At 71.4% G+C, this 24,138-nt stretch carries 19 protein-coding genes and 3 pseudogenes; 11 read left to right on the top strand and 11 right to left on the bottom strand.

From position 1 onward, the window contains the following. Nucleotides 1–12: 12 nt before the first annotated feature. Nucleotides 13–1,107 carry an ABC transporter substrate-binding protein gene (locus J2S46_RS40240; RefSeq protein WP_307353119.1) on the bottom strand — a complete coding sequence of 365 codons (1,095 nt, stop codon included), beginning with the start codon at nucleotides 1,105–1,107 and terminating at the stop codon, nucleotides 13–15. Nucleotides 1,108–1,841: 734 nt separating this feature from the next. Here J2S46_RS40240 and J2S46_RS40235 point away from each other — a divergent pair. From J2S46_RS40235 to J2S46_RS40225, 3 genes are all read left to right on the top strand, one after another. Beyond that, complete coding sequence (locus J2S46_RS40235; RefSeq protein ID WP_191294692.1) at nucleotides 1,842–5,114, top strand: LamG-like jellyroll fold domain-containing protein; 3,273 nt, start codon at nucleotides 1,842–1,844, stop codon at nucleotides 5,112–5,114. A gap of 394 nt (nucleotides 5,115–5,508) precedes the next feature. Further along, nucleotides 5,509–6,705: an NAD(P)/FAD-dependent oxidoreductase gene (locus J2S46_RS40230; protein ID WP_191294693.1), complete on the top strand. Its 1,197-nt coding sequence runs from the start codon at nucleotides 5,509–5,511 to the stop codon at nucleotides 6,703–6,705. Further along, a complete protein-coding gene (locus J2S46_RS40225) occupies nucleotides 6,702–7,619 on the top strand; it encodes an RNA polymerase sigma-70 factor (protein WP_191294694.1) in 918 nt (305 codons plus the stop codon). The genes J2S46_RS40230 and J2S46_RS40225 overlap by 4 nt, the downstream gene beginning before the upstream one ends. A gap of 198 nt (nucleotides 7,620–7,817) precedes the next feature. Here J2S46_RS40225 and J2S46_RS40220 read toward each other — a convergent pair whose 3' ends face one another. Beyond that, nucleotides 7,818–8,414: a TetR-like C-terminal domain-containing protein gene (locus tag J2S46_RS40220; protein WP_191294695.1), complete on the bottom strand. Its 597-nt coding sequence runs from the start codon at nucleotides 8,412–8,414 to the stop codon at nucleotides 7,818–7,820. A 100-nt stretch (nucleotides 8,415–8,514) separates the two neighbouring features. On the opposite strand from J2S46_RS40220, the gene J2S46_RS40215 reads away from it, so the two are divergent. Continuing rightward, nucleotides 8,515–9,735, top strand: a complete 1,221-nt coding sequence (locus J2S46_RS40215; RefSeq protein WP_191294696.1) for an alpha/beta hydrolase family protein — start codon at nucleotides 8,515–8,517, stop codon at nucleotides 9,733–9,735. Nucleotides 9,736–9,968: 233 nt separating this feature from the next. Here the strand turns inward: J2S46_RS40215 and J2S46_RS40210 are convergent, their stop codons facing one another. Continuing rightward, a complete protein-coding gene (locus tag J2S46_RS40210; RefSeq protein WP_191294697.1) occupies nucleotides 9,969–10,571 on the bottom strand; it encodes a hypothetical protein in 603 nt (200 codons plus the stop codon). 201 nt (nucleotides 10,572–10,772) lie between these two features. Between J2S46_RS40210 and J2S46_RS40995 the strand changes: the two genes are divergently transcribed. Further along, nucleotides 10,773–11,117: a MepB family protein gene (locus J2S46_RS40995; RefSeq protein ID WP_191294698.1), complete on the top strand. Its 345-nt coding sequence runs from the start codon at nucleotides 10,773–10,775 to the stop codon at nucleotides 11,115–11,117. Here the strand turns inward: J2S46_RS40995 and J2S46_RS40200 are convergent. Then, a complete protein-coding gene (locus J2S46_RS40200) occupies nucleotides 11,017–11,670 on the bottom strand; it encodes a GOLPH3/VPS74 family protein (protein WP_191294699.1) in 654 nt (217 codons plus the stop codon). The genes J2S46_RS40995 and J2S46_RS40200 overlap by 101 nt on opposite strands. A gap of 347 nt (nucleotides 11,671–12,017) precedes the next feature. On the opposite strand from J2S46_RS40200, the gene J2S46_RS40195 reads away from it, so the two are divergent. Beyond that, on the top strand, nucleotides 12,018–13,220 hold the full coding sequence (locus tag J2S46_RS40195; RefSeq protein ID WP_191294700.1) for a saccharopine dehydrogenase family protein: 1,203 nt from the start codon (nucleotides 12,018–12,020) through the stop codon (nucleotides 13,218–13,220). Nucleotides 13,221–13,355: 135 nt separating this feature from the next. On the opposite strand, the gene J2S46_RS40190 is transcribed toward J2S46_RS40195, so the two are convergent. Further along, entirely contained in the window at nucleotides 13,356–13,853 is a 498-nt protein-coding gene (locus tag J2S46_RS40190; protein WP_191294701.1) for a cupin domain-containing protein, read from the bottom strand. Nucleotides 13,854–14,045: 192 nt separating this feature from the next. Between J2S46_RS40190 and J2S46_RS41070 the strand changes: the two are divergent. Continuing rightward, a pseudogene (locus tag J2S46_RS41070) lies at nucleotides 14,046–14,545 on the top strand (site-specific integrase); the annotation flags it as partial. Between the two features lie 807 nt (nucleotides 14,546–15,352). Here J2S46_RS41070 and J2S46_RS40175 read toward each other — a convergent pair. After that, nucleotides 15,353–15,631, bottom strand: a complete 279-nt coding sequence (locus tag J2S46_RS40175) for a GntR family transcriptional regulator (RefSeq protein ID WP_229913436.1) — start codon at nucleotides 15,629–15,631, stop codon at nucleotides 15,353–15,355. Between the two features lie 353 nt (nucleotides 15,632–15,984). Between J2S46_RS40175 and J2S46_RS40170 the strand changes: the two are divergent. Further along, nucleotides 15,985–17,502 (top strand): annotated as a pseudogene (locus tag J2S46_RS40170) (replication initiator); the annotation flags it as partial. An 80-nt stretch (nucleotides 17,503–17,582) separates the two neighbouring features. Beyond that, a pseudogene (locus J2S46_RS40165) lies at nucleotides 17,583–17,940 on the top strand (tyrosine-type recombinase/integrase); the annotation flags it as partial. Between the two features lie 228 nt (nucleotides 17,941–18,168). Here J2S46_RS40165 and J2S46_RS40160 read toward each other — a convergent pair. Together J2S46_RS40160 and J2S46_RS40155 are read right to left on the bottom strand one after the other, a co-directional pair. After that, a complete protein-coding gene (locus J2S46_RS40160; protein WP_191293308.1) occupies nucleotides 18,169–18,504 on the bottom strand; it encodes a hypothetical protein in 336 nt (111 codons plus the stop codon). A 10-nt stretch (nucleotides 18,505–18,514) separates the two neighbouring features. Beyond that, nucleotides 18,515–18,733 carry a hypothetical protein gene (locus tag J2S46_RS40155; RefSeq protein ID WP_191293309.1) on the bottom strand — a complete coding sequence of 73 codons (219 nt, stop codon included), beginning with the start codon at nucleotides 18,731–18,733 and terminating at the stop codon, nucleotides 18,515–18,517. A 113-nt stretch (nucleotides 18,734–18,846) separates the two neighbouring features. On the opposite strand from J2S46_RS40155, the gene J2S46_RS40150 reads away from it, so the two are divergent. Beyond that, a complete protein-coding gene (locus J2S46_RS40150) occupies nucleotides 18,847–20,061 on the top strand; it encodes an RNA-guided endonuclease InsQ/TnpB family protein (RefSeq protein WP_191293310.1) in 1,215 nt (404 codons plus the stop codon). Between the two features lie 373 nt (nucleotides 20,062–20,434). Here the strand turns inward: J2S46_RS40150 and J2S46_RS40145 are convergent, their stop codons facing one another. Next, complete coding sequence (locus J2S46_RS40145) at nucleotides 20,435–21,079, bottom strand: TetR/AcrR family transcriptional regulator (RefSeq protein WP_191293311.1); 645 nt, start codon at nucleotides 21,077–21,079, stop codon at nucleotides 20,435–20,437. An 88-nt stretch (nucleotides 21,080–21,167) separates the two neighbouring features. Here J2S46_RS40145 and J2S46_RS40140 point away from each other — a divergent pair, with 88 nt between their 5' ends. Then, a complete protein-coding gene (locus tag J2S46_RS40140; RefSeq protein WP_191293312.1) occupies nucleotides 21,168–22,130 on the top strand; it encodes a zinc-dependent alcohol dehydrogenase family protein in 963 nt (320 codons plus the stop codon). A gap of 205 nt (nucleotides 22,131–22,335) precedes the next feature. Here J2S46_RS40140 and J2S46_RS40135 read toward each other — a convergent pair whose 3' ends face one another. Beyond that, a complete protein-coding gene (locus J2S46_RS40135; protein ID WP_191293313.1) occupies nucleotides 22,336–23,667 on the bottom strand; it encodes an RNA polymerase sigma factor in 1,332 nt (443 codons plus the stop codon). After that, nucleotides 23,640–24,059, bottom strand: a complete 420-nt coding sequence (locus tag J2S46_RS40130; RefSeq protein ID WP_191293314.1) for a YciI family protein — start codon at nucleotides 24,057–24,059, stop codon at nucleotides 23,640–23,642. Before J2S46_RS40130 ends, J2S46_RS40135 begins: the two co-directional genes overlap by 28 nt. Nucleotides 24,060–24,138 lie beyond the last annotated feature (79 nt).

The following is a 24,138-nucleotide window of genomic DNA, read 5'->3' as shown; positions in this document are numbered from 1 at the left end:
GGTGGGTTCCCGTCAGTAGGCGCTGTCGAGGGAGGTTTTGGCGTTGTCGGGGTCGTAGGCGCGGTCGGTGATGATGACGTTGTCGGGGATGCCTGTGCCGTCGAAGAACTTCTGTGCGGTGGCGAAGGCGAGGGGGCCGAAGCGGGGGTTGGATTCGACGACGCCGTTGTATTCGCCGCCGGCGAGGGCCTGGACGGCGTTGCGGGTGCCGTCGACGGAGACGATCTTGATGTCGGTGCCGGGCTTCTTGCCGGCGCTCTTGATCGCGGTGACGGCGCCGAGGCCCATCTCGTCGTTCTCGGCGTAGATCGCGGTGATGTCGGGGTGGGACTGGAGGAGTTGTTCGGTGACCTGCTGGCCCTTGTCGCGGGCGAATTCGCCGGTCTGCTGGGCGACGATCTGCAGGCCGGGGGCGGTGGCGGCGATCTGGTCGACGAAGCCCTTGGTGCGGTCGGTGGTGACGCCGTTGCCGGAGGTGCCGAGCAGGACGGCGACCTTGCCGGTGCCGCCGGTGGCCTTGACGAGGGCGTCGGCGGCGCGCTTGCCCTGGTCGACGAAGTTGGAGCCGATGAAGGTGAGGTAGTCCTTGCAGGGGGTGGCGTTGAGTTTGCGGTCGATGGTGATGACGGGGACGTGCTTGGCGGCGGCGGCCTGCAGGGCGGGCTCGAGGCCGTCGGAGTTGAGGGGGGCGACGATGAGGAGTTGGGCGCCTTGGTTGAGCATGTCCTGGATGTCGCTGATCTGCTTGGGGAGTTGGGACTGGGCGTTGGTGGTGAGGAGCTTCTTGACGCCGAGTTCGGCGGCTTCGTCCTTGATGGACTGGGTTTCGGCGATGCGGAAGGGGTTGGCTTCCTTCTCGGACTGGGAGAAGCCGACGACGGTGTCCTTGAGGTCGAGCTTGGTGGCGCCGTAGGTCTTGAGGTCGCAGCCGCCGGTGGCGTCGCCCGCGGCGGCGGTGGGTGAGGCGACGACCTGGGCGCCGGCGCTGGAGTTGCCGGAGGCGGCGGTGGAGGATCCCTCCTGCTTGGCGCAGCCGGAGGCGGCCAGGGTGGCGGCCACGGTGAGCAGGCAGGCGGCGGTGAGGGTACGGGATCTGCGAACGGACATGCTCACGACACTCCTTGAGGGCGGCGGTGGGGGCCGTCGGGGGTTTCGGTCCTGGAGGTCCGGAGTCGTCTCCGGCGCCGGCCGGCGGCTCCGGGCGGCTGCGGTACGTCGGGTGACACGTGGTCGACCTGTGCTGATGCCAGCGGGCAGTGCGATGGTCCGGGTGGTTCCGAGCGCCGCCGAGCGATTCCAGGGAGCCGGGTCGCTGGCGTTTACAACGTTATACACATCGGAAGCGAGCGCGCCAAGGGATCGCTCTCCCGGTTTCCGGAACATTTCCTTACCGTGACCTGAGCGCCCCTGTCGGGTCCGTCGCGAAGGCCGCCGCGGCGGACCGCCCGAGCGCCGGGTAAGCGCTGGTCCAGCACCGTGGGCCGGGGTGTGAGGCGGCGTCGGTGCGTCGGTGCCGGTTTCGGGCGAACCGCGCCGCACATCTGGACACGACTCCTGACGCATGCTCTTATGCCGTTGGCAGCAACGTTTCCAACGTTGGAAGAGAGCTTCCTGGCCCGTCCCCACCGTGGCCGAGCCGCCGTCACCCGCCGCGCCGCCCCACGCCGTCCACCCCGGCACATCCGCCGCCGGCACCACGGCGCCGCGGCCGCGACGGGCACCCGGCGCGCCGCGGACACCCCGACGCGGCCCGGGCCGCACCCCTACGTCCCCCGGACGGACGCACCGCCGCCCGCGGGGTGCCCCGCCACCCTCCATCCCCCCGTGTGAGGAGCCACCGCATGACACGACAGCCAGCCACCCGACACCGAGGCAGGACATGGGCGCTGCTGCTGGCAGCGACCCTCTCGCTGCCCCTGGTCGGTCTGGTCCCCGCCGCCTCGGCCGCCGAACCCTCCGACAGCACCGCGACCTTCGCCGCCGCCGACCCCGCCACCCAGGCGCACGGCCTGAAGGGCGAGTACTACCGGATGTCGGCCCCCGGCGCCCGTGACTTCGCCGAGCTCGGCGGCGTCGCCCTCGATCCGCAGATCAACCTCCCCGGCCTGGCCTCGACCTTCCAGGAGACGACCGGCCGCCAGGAGAACACCACCGCCCGCTGGACCGGCCAGATCGAGGCCCCCGCCGACGGCGACTACACCTTCTACGCCATCGGCGACAACGGCTTCCGGCTCTTCGTCGACGGCGCGCCCGTCATCGACCACTGGGTGCCCGACTGGGACCGCGAGCAGACCAGCGCCGCCCTCCACCTGAAGGCCGGCGAACGCCACGACTTCCGCCTGGAGATGTTCCAGGACGTCGGCGGCGCCAACATGTACCTGCGCTGGTCCAGCCCGGCGATGCCCAAGCAACTGGTGCCCGAGAGCGCCTTCACCCCGCCCGCCGGATTCAGCGTCTACCCCGTCGCCCTGTCCGTCGCCAAGGACGGCCTCAAGGTGCAGGCCACCTTCGACGGCAAGGTCGCCGACGTGGCAGGCGTCGCGGGCCACCTGACGGTCGAGTCCGACACCACGCCGATGCCCGTCAAGGCGATCGCCACCGCCTCCGACGACAAGCGCTCGGTGATCGTCAAGCTCTCCGAGCCGATCCAGAAGGGCCAGCAGGTCCGGGTCCGCTACGACGGCAAGGGCGGCCTGACCTCCGCCGGCCAGAGCGTCCCCGAGATCGCCCGCACCGCCGCCAACGCCTCCGAGCACCGCCTCACCACCCCGTGGACCGACAAGGTCGACAAGAATCACCCGCTGCCCGAGTACCCCCGCCCCCAGCAGGTCCGCGACGACTGGCTGAACCTCAACGGCCCCTGGCAGTTCGCCGGCGCCGCCGCCGGCGAGCAGCCCGTCTTCGGCAAGGACCTCGGCGAGAAGATCATCGTGCCGTACCCGGTCGAGTCGATGCTCTCCGGCCTGGAGCGGCACGAGGACCACATGTTCTACCGCCGCACGGTCACCGTCCCCAAGGGCTGGAAGATCGGCTCCGGCCAGCGCCTCAAGCTGAACTTCGGCGCCGTCGACAACCAGGCCACCGTCTGGGTGAACGGCACCAAGGTCGCCGAGCACACCGGCGGCTACACCGGTTTCTCCGCCGACATCACCGACGCCCTCAAGGGCACCGGCCCGCTGGAGATCGTCGTCGCGGTCACCGACACCGCCGGCGCCGACCAGCCCCTCGGCAAGCAGTCCGCCAACCCCGGCGGCATCGTCTACACCCAGTCCTCCGGCATCTGGCAGACCGTCTGGATGGAACCCGTCGCGGCCACCTCCGTCGACAGCATCACCACCACCCCCGACATCGACACCGGCACCCTCGCCGTCACCGTCAACTCCCCCGGCGCCCCGGCCGGCACCCTCGTCAAGGCCGTCGCCAAGGACACCGCGGGCAACGTCGTCGGCTCCGTCAGCGGCCCCGCCAACACCCTGCTCCACCTGCCGGTGAGCAACCAGCACCTGTGGACACCCGACGACCCGTACCTCTACGACCTCAAGGTCACCCTGACCAACGGCAAGCAGACCGACACGGTCAAGAGCTACTTCGGCATGCGGAAGATCGCCGTCCAGGACGTCGGCGGCTACCAGAAGATCGTCCTCAACGGGAAGCCGATCTTCTCACTCGCCGAACTCGACCAGGGCTTCTGGCCCGACGGCCTCTACACCGCACCCACCGACGCCGCCATCACCTTCGACCTCAAGGCCCAGAAGGACCTCGGCTTCAACGCCGTCCGCAAGCACATCAAGGTCGAGTCCCCGCGCTGGTACTACCAGGCCGACAAGCTGGGCCTGCTCGTCTGGCAGGACTTCGTCTCCGGCGACTTCAGCACCCCCGCCGGACAGCAGGAGTTCGTCGCCGAAGGCATGGCGGAGATGAAGCTCCTCCACAACTCCCCCTCCCTGATCGGCTGGATCGTCTTCAACGAGGGCTGGGGCGAGTGGAACCGCGAGGAGACCGGCAAGCTCACCGACGCCGTCAAGGCCGCCGACCCCTCCCGCATCGTCAACGCCCACAGCGGTGTCAACTGCTGCGCCTCCAAGGGTGACTCCGGCAAGGGCGACATCATCGACCACCACGACTACGGCAACAACGACCCGGCGTTCCCGGACGGCAAGCGCGCCGCCATGGACGGCGAGCACGGCGGCTTCACCCTGCGCGCCCCCGGCCACATGTGGCCCGGCGCCCCGACCGTCATCTACAGCGGCGTGACCGACAAGGCCGCCCTCACCCGCAAGTACGTCGAGAACACCGAGACGTTCTACCTCGCCGCCGCCGGCGCCGAACTCTCCGGCTCCGTCTACACCCAGGTCACCGACCTGGAGAACGAGCTGAACGGCCTCTGGACGTACGACCGCCGCCAGATCAAGGTCGACCCGGCCCCGGTCCGCGCGATCAACCTCAAGGTCATCGCCGCCGGCGCCGCGGCCGGCGCCCGCTCCGAGCTCAAGGGCGGCGGCTCCTGGTCGCTCGACGAGGGCACCGGCACCACCGCCGCCGACCAGGGCCCGAACAAGGCCGCGCTGACCCTGACCGCCGGCGCCACCTGGACCCCCGGCATCAGCGGCAGCGCCCTGAAGTTCGACGGCCAGGCGCAGTACGCCCAGAGCGCCGGGCCCGTCCTCGACACCACCGGCAACTACTCCATCTCCGCCTGGGCCACCCTGGACGCCCTGCCCGGCAACTACGCCACCGTGGCCAGCCAGGACGGCCGCCGCACCGAGAACCCGTTCTACCTGCAGTACGGCCAGGGGGCCTTCGCCTTCAGCGTCCCCGGCGGCGTCCGGGCCCGGCTGCCGATCACCCCGCAGCTCGGCCGCTGGTACCACCTGGTCGGCGTCCACGACGCCGCGGCCGGCACCATCTCCCTGTACGTCGACGGCACCCTCGCCGCCACCGTCCCGTCCACGTCGGCCGACGTCTCCACCGGCCCGCTCAGCCTCGGCCGCGCCAAGTGGAACGGCGGCAACGTGGACTTCTGGAACGGCTCGATCGACCAGGTCCACGCGTACGACAAGGCCCTCACCGCCGCGGAGGTGAGCACCCTGCACACCGCCGAGCAGCCCGCGTAACGCCCGGCGGCCCGCACGCCCCGCACCACCTCGCAGCACCCCGCACCGCGCCGCCCCCGGCAGGAGGACACCCCTCCCACCGGGGGCGGCCGCGGCACGCGCCCACCCGGGGTACCCGCGGCCCGGCCACCGCCTCCGGGACGGGGGCGGTCATGCGAGCGGCTGAGGCCTGCCTGCCCGCCCTGCCGCTCCGTCAGTTCCTGCGCGGAGCCCGTCGATCATGATTCAATGCTGCGCGTCGCGGCGCCCGGGGCACCGACGCCGCCCGCACCACCCTCCCCTTTCCGGGTGTGACGCAGGGCACATCGGCCCCATGTCACGAACGGGAGGGCAGCTTGCGTCTGGTGGTCGTCCGCACAACGGGAACCACCGCCACGACGGAGGCAGCAGAACGATGAACGAGGCGACAGCACGGCAGCACGAGGTCCTGGTCCTGGGCGCCGGCTACGCCGGCCTCGCCGCCGCGATCCAGCTCGCGGCCCGCACCAGGAAGCGCGGGAACCTGCGCGTGACCCTGGTCAACCCCCACGACACCTTCACCGAGCGGCTGCGCCTGCACATGACCGCCACCGGCCGGCCGACGGCCGTGATGAGCATCCCGCAGCTGCTGGACGGCACCGGCGCCGTCTTCGTCCGCGGCTGGGTCACCGCCGTGGACGCCGAGGCGAAGACCGTCCGGATCGACGACGACCAGGTCCTGCACTACGACACCCTGGTCTACGGCCTGGGCAGCGTCACGGACACCGCCGCGGTCCCGGGCGTGGACGACCACGCCTACACCCTCGACAGCCCGCAGGACGCCGCCCTCCTCGCCGACCGGCTGACTGGGCTCGACGACGGCGCGAGCGTCGTGGTCGCCGGCAGCGGCCTGACCGGTGTCGAGGCCGCCGCGGAGATCGCCGAGCGGCACCCCCGGCTCCAGGTCGTGCTGCTCGGCCGCCAGGAGCCGGGCGCGACCATGCACCCCAAGGCCAAGGCCCACCTGGACGCGGCGCTCGCCCGGCTCGGCGTCCAGGTGCGCGCCGGCGCCGAGGTGGTCGAGGTGCTGCCGGACGGCGTCGAGCTCGCCGACGGCACCGGCGTCCCGGCGGCCGCGGTGCTGTGGACCAGCGGCACCCGCGTCCCGCCGCTGGCCGCCGCCGCGGGCCTGACCGTCGACGAACGCGGCCGGGTGGTCACCGACAGCGCACTGCGCTCGGTCTCCCACCCGGACGTCCACGCGGTGGGCGACGCGGCGGCGATCCGCCAGGGCTACGGCGTGATGCACGGGACCTGCCAGGGCGGCATGCCCACCGGCGTGCACGCGGCCCTGTCGATCCTGCGCCTGCTGGCCGGCAAGGAACCCAAGCCGTTCCGCTTCGGCTACTACCACACGCCCGTCAGCCTGGGCCGCGCCGACGCCGTCGTGCAGTTCACCCACCCCGACGACAGCCCGCGCCGGATCGTGCTGACCGGCAAGCGGGCCGCGAAGTACAAGGAGACGGTCTCCGCCGCGCCGTGGGCGACCTTCGCGCGGATGAAGAAGATGCCCGCCTCGGGCGCCCTCTGGCCGCACGGCGGCCGCCACACCCGGATCAGGAGTGCCAAGTGAACCAGCCGCAGCAGCCCGGCCCCGACCAGCTCGCCTTCCAGCAGTACCGCACCCTGCTCTTCTCCGTCGCCTACCGGATCCTCGGCAGCGCCGCCGACGCCGAGGACACCGTCCAGGACGCCTGGCTCAAGTGGTCGTCGGCCGACCGCTCCCAGGTCGCCGACCCCAAGGCCTACCTGACCCGGATCATCTCCAACCTGGCGATGGAACGGCTGCGCTCCACCCGCCACAGGCGCGAGACCTACGTCGGGCCGTGGCTGCCCGAGCCGATCCTCACCGGCCCCGACACCGCCGACGGCCTCGCCACCGCGGACTCCGTCTCCACGGCCCTGCTGGTCGTCCTGGAGACGCTGAGCCCCCTGGAGCGGGCGGTCTTCGTCCTGAAGGAGGTCTTCGCCTTCAGCCACGCGGAGATCGCGCAGGCCGTGGAACGCTCCGAACCGGCCGTCCGGCAGGCCGCGCACCGCGCCCGCGAGCACGTCCAGGCCCGCCGCCCCCGCTTCACGGCCGACCGCACCCGCCAACGCGACGTCACCGAGCGCTTCCTCGCGGCGGCGACCGGCGGCGACATCAACACCCTGATGGAACTGCTCTCCCCGGACGTGACCGTGTGGACCGACGGCGGCGGCAAGGTCCGCCAGGCCCTCAAGCCGGTCGTCGGCCTGGAGACCGTGGCCCGTTGGTTCGCCGCGCTCGGCACCGTGACCTACCAGGGCGTCGAGCCCGGGCGGATGCGGGCCGAACTCACCTGGATCAACGGCGGCCCGGGCGTGGTCTTCCGCGGCCCGGACCGCGTGGTCGCCACGCTCACCTTCGACTTCGACCCGGAGGGCCGCATCCGGACCATCCACAACGTGGCCAACCCGGACAAGCTGCACGCCGTCGCCGACGGCACCCGGCACGAACTCCGCTGAGCCGCCCCGGCCTCACGCCGCCGCGCCCGGCCGCCGCGCCCGGGCCGGCCCGGGCGGCGCCGGACCCTGCCGGTTACGGTCGGTCCACGGCCGGTGGAGGAGTTCGACGTCGAACTCCTCCGACGCCTGCACCGCACACCCGACGCCTGCGCCGCCTTCGAGTCCGTCCGCGCCCGCACGGCGATGCTCTTATGGATGTCAGTCGACGGCAGGATCCGCACGTGCGTTGCCGAGCAGTCTGTCGACGAGGAGTTCGGGGTAGCCGGTGGCCGGCGGGTCGATGCCGAAGATCGCCCGCAGGTAGAACGGTGCGATGAGCTGGTCGAGGATCTGCTCCAGGGGCGGCGGGTTCTCGCCCCGGGCCGTGGCCCGATGGCGGATCTGCTCGATGGAGTGCATCCGGCGCCGGAAGTGCTGCGCGCGCTCGTCCTGGGCCTGGGCGCTGTTCGGCATGGACAGGACGACGGCGCGCACGAGGGCGCGCCCTTCGGCGGTGCGGATGCTTGCGACGCTGGCTTCGGCCCAGGCCAGGAGGTCGCCGCGCAGGGTGCCGGTGTCGTTCAGCGGCGAGTCGCGTTCGAGGCGGGTGGTGACCATGTCGGCCAGAAGTGTGTCGAGGCTGCCCCAGCGCCGGTAGACGCTGGTGTGGTTGACGCCGGCGCGCCCGGCGATCGCGGGGATGGTGAGGTCTTCGCCCTTCGGGTCGCAGAGCAGGTCGATGACCGCCTGGTGGACGGCCGCGCGGACCTGTTCGGGGCTCTTGCGGATGCGTGTGGTCAGTTCCTTCGGAGTCACCCCCACATCGTAAGCACAGATGTTTGCTTCAAGTGTCCGGAGGGGCTACGGTTCTCGTCGTAAGCACAGATCCGTGCTTAACGGCTTTGAGGAGTGCCCGATGAAGCAGCTGCTGTTCCCGAACAACATCCAGTTCTGGTACGAGACCCTGCGCTCGATGAGTCACATCGCCTACGGCGGGGCCGACTTCGGCGAGGTCGTCGCCACCGGCGAGCGCATCACCGAGGGCGACTACGCCAGCTGGTACACCGAGTGGCTCGCCACCGCCGACCGGGTGTCCGGCCAGGCCGGGAAGGCGCTGGCGGCCGGTCACCGGGTGAGTGCCCGGGACGGGTTCCTGCGGGCGTCGAACTACTACCGGTCGGCCGAGTTCTTCCTGCACGGCCACCCCAGCGACCCGCGTCACGACCACGCCTACGACCGCAGCGTGGCCTGCTTCCGAGCGGCGGCCGCGCTGTTCACCCCGATCATCGAGCCGGTCGAGATCCCCTACGAGGGCACCACCCTGCCGGGCTACCTGTACCGCGTCGACGACTCCGCGACCCCGCGGCCGACGCTGATCATGCACAACGGCTTCGACGGCACCGCGGAGGAACTGCACTTCTTCGGGGCGATGGCCGGCGTCGAGCGCGGCTACACCGTGCTGGTCTTCGACGGCCCCGGCATGCCCGGCCCGCGCCACCACGAGGGCCTGGTGTTCCGCCCCGACTGGGAGAACGTCGTCACCCCCGTCGTGGACTTCGCCGAGACCCTCCCGGACGTCGACAACAGCCGCATCGCGCTCCTCGGCATCAGCATGGGCGGGATACTCGCCCCCCGGGCCGCCGCGTTCGAACACCGCCTGGCCGCGCTGATCGCCGTCGACGGCCTCTACGACCTCGGCCAGACCTCCGTCCGCAACATCCCCGGCACCCGCGAGGAGGCCGAGCGGCTCCTGCGCGCGCAGTCCGCACCCGAACTCGACACCGCCCTCGAACAGATCATGACCAAGGACCCGATCGCCCGCTGGGCGATCAACCACGGCATGTACGTCATGGGCGTCGACACCCCCCGGGCCTTCAACGCCTCCTACCTCGACTACACCCTCGCCGGCGGCATCGCCGAACGGATCCAGTGCCCCACCCTCGTCTGCGACGCCGAGGACGACATGTTCTTCAAGGGCCAGCCCGAACAGCTCTACGAGCACCTCACCTGCCCCAAGACCCTGATGATGTTCACCGCCGAGGAAGGCGCCGGCGCCCACTGCCACCCCGGCGCCATGCGCCTGACCCAGGCCCGCATCTACGACTGGCTCGACGACACCCTCAAGGCGACCGCCTGAGGAGCTGACGACCCGACACCGCGACCGGGCCCCGTCCGCGGACCGTCCACCGGAGCATCGTTCCCGCCGAGGCACACCGCGCGGCGGCACGCCGTCGCCGACGGCACCCGGCACGAACCCCGCCGAGCCGCCCCCGCCCTCACGCCGGCGCCGGCCGCCGGCCGCCGGCCTGTCCGGCGCCGGGCAGCACCCGGCGCCGGACCCCTGCCGGACCCCTGCCGGTTACGGCCGCTCTACGGCCGGTGGAGGAGCTCGACGTCGAACTCCTCCAACGCCTGCACCTGCACACCCGACGCCTGCGCCACCTTCGAACGCAGCTGCGCCTGCGGTCCCCGGGAAGCCTCCAGCGCGGCGCGGTCGCGGAAGATCGCGCCGACGCTCCCGGTCCCGCGCGCCCGGTCGATCAGCAGCGCGCCGCCGCTGAACCCCTCCAGCGACTCCAGCCCGGGCAGCGCGCTCGCCTCGAACGTCTCCACCAGCCGGCCGGCCGCCGCCGGGTCGAAGGCCAGCCGCACCAGCCGGAACCCCGCCCCCGGCTGCGCGTCGCCCCGGCGGAACACCGCGGCCTCCCAGCCACCCACGGTGACCGTGCCGCCGAACACGCTCAGCAGCTCCTGACGCCGCTCGTGCAGCGCCGTCCAGCTGTCCCGCTCGTTCTGCGCGCTCTCCCACCACGAGCCCAGCAGGATCTTCCCCAGCCGCCGGTCCGAGAAGATGCTGAACCCCCGGTAACCCGCCTGGCCGGAGAGCGACTGGACGGACTTCGCCTTCAACCCCTCCAGTGCCCCGTCGGCCAGCGCCGGATCACCGGTCAGATAGATCGTGCGGACGTACATCGCTGCGCCTCCGTCCCGGTCCGCCGCGGAACGGGCACCTTGCACCCGCCCGCCCACCTTCCATCGCACGCCCGACCCGGCCCCCGGTCAAACGCTGGAGCCGTCCCGTCGGCTATCCGGGGCCCGTCCCCGCGGGCCGGCCCGCCACCGCGACGCCGGACCGAACCGACTGCGGCCGAGCAACCGTGACAGGGTGGACGAATGCCGACGAACCGCGAGCACCCGTCCGATCTCCCTCCCCAACCGTGGCTGAACACCGCCCCGACCCACGGAGATCTCAGTGCGGCGAAGGCACTCGTCTACGACTCCTGCGGGTTCACCTGCTCCCAGCCCGTGCCCGAAGCCGAGGGCGCCGCCTACGCCGCCCACGAGTTCACTCTTGACGGACTCTCCATCCGATTCCGCACGGCCAGGACGACCCCCACCAAGGCCGGCCAATTTTGCTCTAGCCGCCGCCGATGCCGCCCTGCCCGGCGATCATGGTCAGGTTCAGCCGGGTCACGGCCCGGGCGAGGCCCGGCGTCCGGTCGGCGAGCCGGTCGGTGAGGTGGTCGATCCGCCGGGCGTGGGCCTTGCGGTCGTGGCGTGAGAGCACCAGGCGCAGGTGCCCGTGGGCGGCGAGCGCCGCCAGGACGGCATCGGCGTACGAAACCTGCGCCAGCGGCGCCCCGCCGCGGACGAGCCCGGCCACCCGCACCTGCAGGTCCAGGGCCTCGCGCGGATCCTTGAGCGCCACCCGCCGGTGCGGCTCGACGGGGCCGTGCGGGTCCCGGTCGGCCATGGTCGTGACGCCGAGGACGGTGAGCTGCTCCTCGACGGCCTCCAGCGTGTCCTCGCGGCTGCGCCTGATCCACGACTTCCAGCTGCGGGGCCGTTCGCCCAGCTCGGTGAGCAGCGCGTCCAGGACGCGGTCGCCGGTGGGATCCGCGAGGGTGACCTGGACGCGGCCGGCCCCGTCCTCGGTGGCGGCCCCCCGGTCGGCGAGTTCGGCCAGGGCGCCGGCGCGTACCAGGTAGCCGGCGCGGGGGCGGTCCTGCAGCGACCGGGCCCGGGTGTCGAAGGCCAGCAGGTAGGCGGCCAGATGCAGTCCACGGCTCATGCCACCGACGATACGGCGCGCTCCTGCGTGCGCCGTCAACCCGTGGGACCAACCCGCCCTCCACCCTGAGGGCTACCCCTGGCCGGGCGCCGCCGGCCGCCCGGTCCCGTACGGCGTCGCCACGGAGTGCTGGACCATGGACGTGTGTGGTCCCGCCGGTCCCGCCTCCGGCCCGGTACGGGTGCCGGTGCCGGGGCCGGCGCCTGGTGGTGCGGAAGCGGTCGAGGTCGTCCAAGCTGACGGAGGAGTACCGCCGGGCGTGGGCGGCGAGTTCCGCCGGGCGGGCGCTCCCTCCCCGGCACCACGTCCTCCGCGCCGAGGACCGACCGCGAAAGTGAGACCCCCGGATGCGCATCCTCCTGGTGGGAGCCGGCGGCGTCGGCGGCGCCGTCACCCGCATCGCCGCCCGCCGCGACTTCTTCGAGCACTTCGTCGTCGCCGACTACGACGGGGAGCGCGCCGGCGCGGTGGCCGCCTCGGCGGACGACGCCCGCTTCACCGCGGCCCGCGTCGACGCCTCCGACCAGCCGGCGGTCGAGGACCTCCTCGCCCGGCACCGCTGCGACGTCCTCCTCAACGCCACCGACCCGCGGTTCGTCATGCCGCTCTTCCGCGCCGCCCTCGCGGCCGGCGTGAACTACCTCGACATGGCGATGTCGCTCTCCCGCCCGCACCCCGAGCGCCCGCACGAGCTGACCGGCGTCAAGCTCGGCGACGAGCAGTTCGCGCTGGCCCCCGAGTGGGAGCGCGCGGGCCGGCTCGCCCTGGTCGGCATCGGCGTGGAGCCCGGGCTCTCCGACGTGTTCGCCCGCTACGCCGCCGACGAGCTGTTCGACGAGATCGAGGAGATCGGCGTCCGCGACGGCGCCGACCTCACCGTCGACGGCTACGACTTCGCCCCCTCGTTCTCCATCTGGACCACCATCGAGGAGTGCCTCAACCCGCCCGTCGTCTACGAGCGGGAGCGGGGCTGGTTCACCACCGCGCCGTTCAGCGAGCCCGAGGTCTTCGACTTCCCCGAGGGCATCGGCCCGGTCGAGTGCGTCAACGTCGAGCACGAGGAGGTGCTCCTGATGCCGCGCTGGATCGACGCCGAGCGCGTCACCTTCAAGTACGGCCTCGGCCAGGAGTTCATCGACGTCCTGCGCACCCTGCACAAGCTCGGCCTCGACCGCACCGAGCCGGTCAAGGTCGGCGACGCCCTGGTCGCGCCCCGCGACGTGGTCGCCGCCTGCCTGCCCGACCCGGCCGCCCTCGGCGACCGGATGCGCGGCAGGACCTGCGCCGGCACCTGGGTCAAGGGCACCAAGGACGGCGCCCCGCGCGAGGTCTACCTCTACCACGTCGCCGACAACGAGACGACGATGGCCGAGTACGGCTCCCAGGCCGTCGTCTGGCAGACCGCCGTCAACCCGGTCATCGCCCTCGAACTGATCGCCACCGGCACCTGGAGCGCCACCGGCGTCCAGGGCCCCGAGGCACTGGCCCCCCGCCCCTTCCTCGACCTCCTCAACGCCTACGGCGCGCCCTGGGGCCTGCGCGAGATGTGAGGCCCCCGCCCGGCCCGGCCCCTCCCGCGAGGGCCGGGCCGCAGCGGCAGCCACGCCCTGGGCGGTCGGGTCCGCCGGCCCCCCGGCCTTCCTGCTCTGCCGTCCTGCCCGGCCGTCCGCGGGCGTGGGGCCGGCCTACTTGGCCGCGGCTTCCAGGGTGGCACGCCAGAGCGGGCTGTCGACGTAGTGGTTGTCGTACTGCTCGGAGGAGTCCTTGATCTCCTGCGGGCTGGCCTCGCCGCGCATCACCCGGCCGAGCAGGCGCAGGTAGTCGAAGCGCGGCATGCCCGGGGTGAAGGTGAACAGCACATCGGCCTCGGAGCCCGGGGCCGCCGCGAAGGCGTGCGGGGTGTGCGGCGGGACGAGCAGGAAATCACCCTCGTTCAGCGTCTTCACCTCGTCGTCCACCAGCACCTGGAGCGAGCCCCCGATGACGAAGAACAGCTCGGATGCCCGGGTGTGGAAGTGGGCCGGGGCCCCGACCGCGCCCTTGGCGAAGGACGAGCGGTAGCTGGTGATCGGGCTGCCGTCGGTACCACAGTCGGCCAGCAGGGTCATCGTGCTGCTCGGGTCACTGGTCGTCTCGGCCTCGGCGGCACGGGTCAGAACGGGCTTCAGCGCGGCGCTGCTCATGGTGGTCTCCCCTGGTCATCGGCCGTTCCGGCGTTCCCTCCCGGCCTTGTGTCCACAACTCTATGCCGTGAAAAGACCCATGCCATGGTTCATTGCTGACGCACAATCATGGGTCAATTCTCGGAACTGCCGATCACCCGGACGGCACCCGTCCGAGGCGCCACGGTGCTCCGGCGCAGCCCGCTGGATCAGCAACTCCTCGGCCTGCGCTGGGAAGACCTCGACCTGAACAACGGCACCACCAGTGTCCGCCGCACCCTCCAATGCACCCCCACCGGCGGCCTGACCACCTCCCCACCAAGACCGTCAGCTTCGAGCGCCGCATCGCCCTGCCAACCGAATGCGTGCACTCCCTCTAGCGCCACCGCGAATAGCAGGACCAAGAGCGCGAGGCCACTGGCGCGGGGCTGGGCGGAGAGCCGCTTCGTCTTCACCACACCCGATGTCTCACCCATCGAACCGTCGACCCTGACCCGGCATTCACCGCGCTGTGCCGGGCGGCCAGGCTCCGCCGCATCCGGTTCCACGACCTCCGACACACCGCCGCGACGCTGCTCTTCGAGCAGGGCATCGAATTCGTCGTCATCAAGGAACTACTAGGACACGCCCACATTCGCGGCACCGCCACCGTCTACGCCCACGTCCGGCTCCGCCTCCAGCGCCAAGCCATCGACATCCTCGGCGACGCCCTCCGTGCCACCGAATGCCAAACTCACCGCCAAGGACGTCCGCACCTGGCTCGACCAGCTCCGCACCATCTGTCAGTGCTGCGCACGCGGCCTCGACCACCCGCGACCAGCCCCAGTGCTGCGCCATCGGGAAGTGCTGCTCCAAGCGCCTCTCCCCGCTCACGCTCGCCTACGTCCGAGCTGCTGGCGTCCTGATCGTCCCGATCGCGCGGGGAGTTTGGACTGCTGCTTGCGGGCGTCTCGGCACTCGGTGGGCTTGCGCACGGTCTGGTCGCTCGGCACAAGAGCGGTCGGCGAGTCGGCGGGGAGCCGGGGCGGCGTCGGACACCGCCTACGGCGGGCCCGGCGGTGGAAACGGAGGGTCGGACCCCTGGCCGACCCTGTGCCTGCGATCCGGCCGTAGGCCGGTCGCGGGCAAGGAACTCCTTCCGCAAGGCGGAAGGAGTCCTTACCCCATAACTTGCTCCGGCCCTGGGCGGTGCTCGGGTAGGCAGCGCTTACCCCACAACTTGCTCCCACCGGGCACCAGTCGCCCTCCGCTCACGACCTGGTGGACCACTGATCGCCGACACCCGTGAAGACCTCGGGGCCGGTCAGCCCTGGGTCGGTCGGCGACGTCGGCCAGCTCCAACGGGCGGGGCCCGCCTTGAACCTCGTAGAGAAAATCTGGACGCACAGCTTCAGCCCCTGCCGTCCAGCGGCCGACGGATCAGCAAGCTCGCTCGGTGCCGCCCGCTTCCAGGGCTTCGACGCGGGCACGCAGGGCGGTGAGCTGATCAAGCGCCTCGGCCAGTGCCAGCTCCAGTGCCTCTACGCGCGCCGCCGTCCCCCCGACGGGCATGTTCCCCGCCTCCCCGTCATCTGAGTCACCCTCGGCATCGGGGTGGGCGACGAAGGCGCCCTTGCTGGGCGGGAGATCGCGTAGCCGTCCTGCTTCAGCAGGGCCATGGCCTTCTGCACGGACAGGCTGGAGGCCCCGTACTCCGCCATCAACACGGCCTGCGTCGGCAGCGCGTCCCCCGGCTTCAGCCCGCCGGAGCGGATCCGCCCCCGCAGGGCCTCGGCGATGACCTCGAACGTCAGCAACACCGTGCCACCCACCGGTCTGCGCCCCCGCCGCCCCACCGTCACCGCAGGTCACCCCGCCTTCTCTGCGCCACTACCACCGAAATCCGGCCCGTCCAAAACGGAAGACCGGGGCCGCAGTACTCGCGTCCCCACCGGCCACCGAAATAGATGAGGAGGGATGTACTTGAATGCGCGCTTGAAGCGATGCTACCTTCACGCACCGCTGGTGAACACCACCGCTGACCAGGCCAGACGTCCCCGGCCCACCATCCGCGCCCGCCGTCACGCGCACCGTGCCCACGTGCGCCGACCACCCGGGTCGCCCCTCGATCGCCTCTCCTCATTCTCCCGACTCCTGCCGGAGGTCTGTCCCCATGCCCGCGCAGCTCCAACTCCCCACCCCCTCAACCACCTCCACTCCCGCCAGCACGGCGTTCGCCGCACCGACTCTCACCACTAACGCCGACACATCCGCGAACAGGAACTCGGCGCTGGAACGCCGGGCGCGGCTGACCGCCAGGCTCGCCAAGCTCGCCGCCGCCGGCTACCTCGCACCCCTGGCCCGGCAAGTCGGCTCACTGGGCGGCTGCGCACGCCCGATCCGCATGACCGGACACCGCACCCTCCTCGATGCCGCCACCGGGCAGATCCTCGACCACCTCGACACCCGCCATCTGCCCGCCGGCGAACTCCTGGTGCGCTGCGGCAACCGCCGCACCACCCGCTGCCCCGCCTGCTCCACCCTCTACCGCTACGACACCTACCAGCTCATCGCCGCCGGACTACGCGGCGGCAAGACCGTCCCCACCACCGTCGCCACCCACCCCCGCGTCTTCGCCACCCTCACCGCCCCCGGCTTCGGCCCCGTCCACAACCAACCCGGCACCACCCCCTGCACCTGCGGCACCCGGCACGACGACGGCGACCCGCTCCTCGGCACCCCGCTGAACCCGCAGCGGTACGACTACACCGGCGCGGTGCTGTGGAACGCCCACGCCCCAGCCCTGTGGGCCCGCTTCACCACCCACCTGCGCCGCGAGATCGCCAAGGCCGTCGGAATGACCCAGCGCACCCTGCGCCACCACGCCACGCTCTCCTACGCCAAGGTTGCCGAGTACCAGAAGCGCGGCCAGATCCACTTCCACACCGTCATCCGCATCGACGGACCCGCCGGTCTCGCCAGCGCTCCGCCTGCCTGGGCCACCACCGAACTCCTCGACCACGCCGTCCGCGCCGCCGCCAACCGCACCCGCGTCCACCACCAACACCACTCCCGGGCCGGGGAGGCAGACCCGGCACAGTCGGCGGGGCCAATGGCGTTCCGGTTCGGGCGGCAGATCGACGTCCGCGCCATCCGCAGCACCGACTTCATCGGCGACGCCCCCGTCACCGACCGCCACGTCGCCGCGTACATCGCCAAATACGCCACCAAGGGAGCCGAAACCACCACCGGCACCCTCGACCGACGACTCCGCTTCCTCGCCGAACTCGCCCAGCACGACCTCACCGACCACGCCCGCCGCATGATCCACGCCGCCTGGCACCTTGGTGCCCGGTCCGAGCACGCCCACCTACGCCTGTGTCAGTGGGCCCACATGCTCGGCTTTCGAGGGCACTTCTCCACCCGCACCCGCCGCTACTCCACCACTCTCACCCACCTTCGCGCCGAACGCACCGCTTGGCGCACCCGCCAGCCCGAAACCGCTGCCCCCACGCCGACCGACCCGGCAATGGTCGACCGGTATGCCGGGCTGCCGATCGGTGGGGGCCGGTCGGTCACTGACCGGACCGGTGACCGCGATGACCTGATCGCCGGTCACGCCGACCCCGGGCCCGGTCACCGCGCAGGTCACCGCGCGAAGGACGGGCGGCGTGGCGGCGCGGACACGACCCTGGTGATCTCGCACTGGCAGTACACCGGAACCGGCCTCCTGCCCGAACTCGCCCACCTCGCCGACCTCCTGGCCACCCAAAGGACAGCGGCTACGTCTTCACGCGCCCCGATGGTGCCCCGATCGAGGGAGCGACCCTCAGCCGGCACTTCAACACCCTGCTCCGCCGGGCCACGCTCCGACGCATCCGGTTCCATGATCTCCGGCACTCGGCGGCCACTCTGTTCCTGGAGCAGGGCGTCGAGACTCGTTGTGATCAAGGAACTCCTCGGCCACGCCCACATCGGCGTCACGGCCACGGTGTACGCCCACGTCCGACTCCACCTCCAGCGCCAAGCCATCGACGCCCTCAGCAACGTCCTCCAGCGTCCCGCAGACGCCCGTGCTGAGCCCGACGACGGCGACGATCCGCCGCTTTGTGCAGCACTCGTCCGCTGACGTTGCCGTCAACTACTGCCGTCAAGACGCCCAGAAGCCCCGCCGGAATTCATCCGGCGGGGCTTCCATCATTTCACTGCCGAATCATTTTAGGATTCATACAGCGAGCTGTAGGCCGCATACATTTTGGCCAATTCAAGCGAATTGTCTCGCACCTCCATGAAATCGGCCAGCAGCGAGAACGGGAAATCCACAGTCCGGCGTTCTTGATCCTGATCTAGGAGTTAATCAAGAGCCTTCTTGTCGTGTGCGAATGAACTCCTCCAAGAGGTTGATCAGCTCATCGATCAGCTCACTGTGCTTCCCGTCCGGAATCTCGGCAAGATTCCAGTTCTGTGCAGCGATCTCCGGCATCCCGGCCGCCGCCACTGTGTAGAACCACCGAAGATTGGACTCCTCACCAAGTACCCGTTGCGCTACCCACTCTCGAAACCCCCGCAACGGCACGCCGTCGAGCGCTGCGTTGAATCCATCAACGAATGCCACCGCCGACAGGAACCGCTCGTCGGGTAGAAATGTCAGTCGACGATAGCGGAGATTGAAGCAAACCTCTTCCAGTTCCATCCCACTCTCCTCAGGGAACAGCTGTGAAACTTAGATACTGAGCGTTCATATTCTTGGGACTGAAGTCCCACTGAGCCCTGAACTGTTGCATCGGCATGCCGCCCGATCCAGTGAAAGCGTCATACACTGCACCGTCCTTTTCAACGACATAGTGTTCATACCAGGCGCCAGTAGGGTCGTTCTTCGACGGGCCCAATGGCACATTCCCATAACCTTCATCGGCGGTCATGTGGAGGATGGTCCCGCCGATCTTTTGCGGATATAGGTGTTTGGTTCCCAGCGTGGTGACATACCCCAAGCGTAGTAAGATCTTCGAAACTGGCCGGCAAGTGGGTGGGGCGGATGATTCGTGCGTACAAGTTCCTCATGCGCCCCACCGTGGGCCAGGCGCAGGCACTCGGCGAGATGCTGCGTGACCACTGCTCTTTGTACAACGGGGCGTTGCAGGAACGTCGCGACGCCTACCGGCATGTCTCCAAGAGCTCGGTCAAGTACGGGATGCAGTCGGCGCAGCTCAAGGAGATCCGGGCGTTCGACCCGGAGCGTCAGGGCCGCTGGTCGTTCTCCTCGCAGCAGGCGACGCTTCGGCGTCTGGACAAGGCGTTCGCTGCGTTCTTCCGTCGGGTCAGGTCCGGGGACACGCCCGGCCATCCCCGGTTCCGGGGTGTGAACTGGTTTGACACGGTCGAGTTCCCCAAGGACGGAGACGGCTGCCGTTGGGACTCCACCACCCACGACCCGGTGACCCGCGTCCGTCTCCAAGGTGTCGGACACGTCAAGGTGCACCAGCACCAGGCAGTGGTCGGCAGGGTCAAGACCGTCTCGGTGAAGCGTGAGGGCCGTAAGTGGTTCGTCGTGCTGACCGCCGAACAGGAGCAGCCCGAGCCGCTGCCCGCGACCGGCAGCGCCGTCGGGATCGACCTGGGCATAGCGAATTTCCTCGCCGACTCGGGCGGCGGGTTCGTTCCCAACCCGCGCCACGGCCGCAGCAACGCCGCCCGGCTCGAAGCCGCACAGCAAGCCCTCGCGAAGTTCCCCCGCGTGCGCCGGGACAAGCGGTCGGCCAACCACCGCCGCACCGTGGAGAAGGTCGCCAAGCTGCACGGCAAGGTACGCCGCCAACGGCTTGACCACGCACACAAGACCGCGTTGGCACTGGTCCGTGAGCACGACTTCATCGCGCACGAGAACCTGACGATCCGCAACATGGTCAAGACGGTCGCGCCCAAGCCCGACCCTGACAAGGCGGGCGCGTTCCTGCCCAACGGGGCGGCGGCCAAGACCGGACTCAACCGCTCGATCTCCGACGCCGGATGGGGGGTGTTCCTCACGATCTTGCATGCCAAGGCTGAAAGCGCCGGGCGCGAAGTGATCGCCGTGGACCCCCGCAACACGTCCCGCCGATGCCCGCAGTGCGGGCACACCAGCGCGGACAACCGGACCACACAGGCAAAGTTCCACTGCGCCGGGTGCGGCCACATCGCGCACGCCGACACAGTGGGAGCCATCAACGTTCTACGGGCCGGGCTGGTCCGTCGCGAAGCCCAACCGGCTTAACGAGAAGCCCCCGGCTTAAGCCGGGGGAGGAGTCACGTCGGTCACATGATCCCCCCGGGTGTCGTGGGCGTAGCGGTCCCACACTTGCGCATGACTCCTGGCGGGCGCCAGGGCGCCAGGGCGCCAGGCGCCCGGGCGTTGAGCGCGACGCCGAAGCGGTTGAGCATGCCGGCCGGGCGGGGGCGGGGGCGGGGGCGGTGTGCGGAGCGGCCGGTGGGGATGCTCACCGGGGTGTTTGTGACGGCCGGTCCGAGGCCGCGCCGTCCGGGCTCGGCCCGGTGGCGGGCGCCTTGGGCCCGGCCGAGGGACGTGAACGGCGGGTCCCTGCGGGCGATCGGCAAGCTGCGGGGACATCGAACCGGCGGCCGCGGCGCTACGGCGTGCCGGGCGACCGGCTGAGCCGCAGGTGCGGTGCCGGCGGCAGCGGCGTGGGCGCTGCCGCCGGCGGTGCGGCGCTGAACGCCTCGATCACGTAGGCGGCGAAGCGGCGGGAGGACGCGATCCGGGCCGCGCGCGGCACGTCCTGCAGGCCCCGGTGGGCCATGAGCATGAGGACCAGGTCGTCGATGGCGAAGTCGGGGCGCAGTTGGCCGCTCTTCTGCGCACGGCGGGCCAGGTCGCCGACCGCGCGCAGCGTCTGCTCCCGGTCGGCGGCGGAGTCCATGGCCTCGGGGAAGGCCGTCATGAAGGCGTCGGCGAATCCCCGGCTGCGCGCGTGGAGTTCGCAGATCCGCTCGATCAGGCTCCGGAATCCGTGCCACGGGTCCGGATCCGCGAGAGCGTCGCGGACGGCGCCCTGGCAGGCCCGTCGCTGCTCGGCGAAGGTCTCCACGACCAGTGCCTGCTTGGTGGGGAAGTGCCGGTACAGCGTGGCGGGGCCGATGCCCCCGTGCCGGGCGACCTCGCGCATGGGTGCGCCCAGGCCCCGCTCGCCGAACACCGCGCGGGCGGCTTCCAGGATGCGGGCCCGGTTGTCGCGGGCGTCGGAACGTACGGTCCGAGGCAATCGGTCGGTCATCGTTTCTCACTTTACCCAAACGGACGGGGGCGTCCGTTACGGTCCGGTGGCGGCGTTGGCGCCCGGCCGACCGACCTGAGGAGCAGAGATGAAAGCCGTCGTGATCAGGAGCTTCGGCGACCCCGAGGGCCTGGAGGTCGTCGATGTGCCCGCGCCCTCTCCTGCCCCGGGGCAGCTGCGGATCGCCACGGAGGCGATCGGGGTGGGCGGTGTGGACGCCGTGATCCGCCGGGGAGCGCTCGCCGCTCATGGCTTCCGGGAGGGCCACCTCCTCGGCAGCGAGGTCGCGGGCAGGGTCGCAGCGGTGGGCGAGGGCGTGGACCCCTCGTGGATCGGGCGGCGGGTGTGGGCGTTCACCGGCCTGTCCGGCGGGTATGCGGAGCAGGCCGTCGCCGCGGTCGAGGACGTCCTCGCGCTGCCCGACGATCTGAGCGGCGCCGACGCGGTGACCCTCGGCGGCTCCGGCGTGGTCGCCCACTTCGCCCTGCAACATGCCCGCTTCACGCCCGGTGAGACGGTGCTCGTACGCGGTGCGGCGGGCAGCATCGGGATCACGGCGGTCCAGCTCGCAGCCAGGGGCGGCGCGAGCGCGGTGGCGGTCACCACCTCGTCGGCGGAGCGCGGCGCCCGCCTGCGGGACCTGGGCGCCACCCATGTCCTGGACCGCACCGGCGAGGGCGGCCCGCACGCACCGGCGGGCTTCGACGTGGTGATCGATGTCGTGGCCGGCCCCCAACTGCCCCTTCTCCTGGACAAGCTGAACCCCAACGGACGGTTCGTGGCCGTCGGCGTGGTGGGCGGCCGGCCGCCGGCGGACTTCGGCATGCGCCTCATGGACGCCTTCCGCAAGTCGCTCTCGTTCGCCACCTTCAGCTCCGACACCGTGCCCGCCCCCGACCGGCAGGCCGTGCGGTCCTCCCAGTTCGCCGACGCCGCGCGGGGGGACCTGCGCACGGTCGTCCACGAGGTGCTGCCCCTGGACCAGGCTGCGCTTGCCCACCGACGGATGGACGCGGGGGAGGTGTTCGGCAGGGTCGTGCTGGCGCCCTGACCCGGCGTGGCGGCACCGGACCAGGGCGTGGACGCCTGGGTCGCCCAGGGCATTGCCGGCGCGTCGGACGGCAGGTCGGTCCGGGACTCCGTCCCGGTCACCCCCGGCGGCAGCGGGCCGGTGGCGGGTTCGGGACCAGCCTCCACCGGGTTGTCGATCGACCGGCAGAGGTGCGGACGAGAAGGTATGACCGGGTGGGTGGGTGTCACTCCAGCGCGGCCGCCTTCCGCAGGAGCACGGACCGTTCGCGGGTGTTGCGGCACAGCCGGGCGGCGAGTTCCAGCTCGGCGCGGGCCTGGGCGGTCCGGCCGAGCCGGATCAGCAGTTCGCCGCGCACGCTCGGGAGCAGGTGCGAGCCCGACAGGCGGCCGGAGGCGGCCAGTTCGTCGACCATGGACAGTGCCTGCTGCGGTCCGCCCGCCATGGCGACGGCCACGGCCCGGTTGAGCTCGACGACGGGGGAGGGGGCCACCCGGCCGAGCGCCTCGTAGAGGAGCACGACACGCTCCCAGTCGGTCTCCTGCACCGAGGGCGCGGTCGCGTGGCAGGCGGCGATCGCGGCCTGCAGACCGTACGGGCCGAGGCCGCGCCCGAGGGCCGTGGCCCGGCCGATCGCGGCCAGGCCACGGCGGATCGCCGACCGGTCCCACAGTCGCCGGTCCTGGTCCTCCAGGAGCACCGCCTCCCCGTCGGGCCCGGTACGTGCCGCAAAGCGCGCGGCGGTGAGTTCGAACAGGGCGAGCAGCCCGAACACCTCCGGCTCGGCGGGCAGCAGGGCGGCCAGCATCCGGGCCAACCGAACGGCCTCGTACGCGAGATCGGGGCGCAGCAGGTGGTCGCCGGTCGTCGCGGTCGAGCCCTCGGTGAAGATGACGTACAGGACGCTCAGGACCCCGCCGAGCCGCCCTGGCCGCTCCTCGGCCGGCGGCAGCTCGAAGGGCACGTGCGCTGCGGCGAGCGTCTTCTTCGCCCGGGTGATCCGGGCCTGGACGGTGGGTACGGGTACGAGGAACGCCCGGGCGATCTCCTCGCTGGACAGGCCGCCCACCACGCGCAGGGTGAGTGCCACCCGGGCCTCGGGCGCGAGTACCGGATGGCAGGCGGTGAACATGAGCGCGAGGACGTCGTCGTCGACCCGGTCGGGGTCCCACGGCAGGTCGTCGGGCCGGCCGGGTGCGTCCGCCGCGCCGGAGCTGAACTCGCCCTCGGTCAGCTGGCCGGCGAGCATGGCGTACCGCTCGTCGAGCGCCGACTTGCGACGGAAGCCGTCGATGGCCCGGCGCCGTGCGGTCGCCAGCAGCCAGCCCACCGGGCTGGCCGGCGCGCCGTCGCGCGACCAGGTGACCAGCGCCTCCGCCAGGGCCTCCTGCGCGACGTCCTCGGCGAGCGCGAAGTCTCCGGTGTAGCGGGTCAGCGCACCGACGATCCGTGCGGACTCGATCCGCCAGACGGCCTCGGCGGCCCGCCGCGCCGCCTCGGCGCTCGGCGGGCCGCCGGCGGCCCCGGACGTCAGATCTGGCCGGTCTGCTCGCGCCACGCCCGCTCCTTGACGATCCACTCGTTGTCCTGGGGGAACTCCTCGATGCCCGGCACGCGACGGACCTCGCACTTCGAGCCGGCGACGGCCGGCAGGCGCTTGGCCCACTCGACGGCTTCCTCCTTCGAGGCGACATCGATCAGGTAGAAGCCGCCGAACAGCTCCTTCGTCTCGCCGTAGGGGCCGTCGGTGACCACCGGGGTCTCCCCGCTGAAGTCCACCACCACGCCCTGGGACGCGTCGTCCAGGCCCTCGGCGGCGACGAGCACGCCCGCCCGGATCAGCTCCTCGTTGAACCGGCCCACCGTCTCGAGCATCTCCTCGAAGGGCGTCTCCATCATCTTCGCGACGGACTCGTCGGTGCCTCGCATGATCAACATGTACTTCGCCATCATCGTTCTCCTTGCTCGGGGGTCGCTTCCCGACCCTCTCTACACCAAGGTCGAACGGCGCAGCCGCGGATCGACACGA

The sequence above is a fragment of the Kitasatospora herbaricolor genome, assembly GCF_030813695.1.
Lineage (GTDB): Bacteria > Actinomycetota > Actinomycetes > Streptomycetales > Streptomycetaceae > Kitasatospora > Kitasatospora herbaricolor.
Note: the sequence above shows the minus strand (reverse complement) of the source record. Positions and strands in the feature narration are given on the sequence as shown.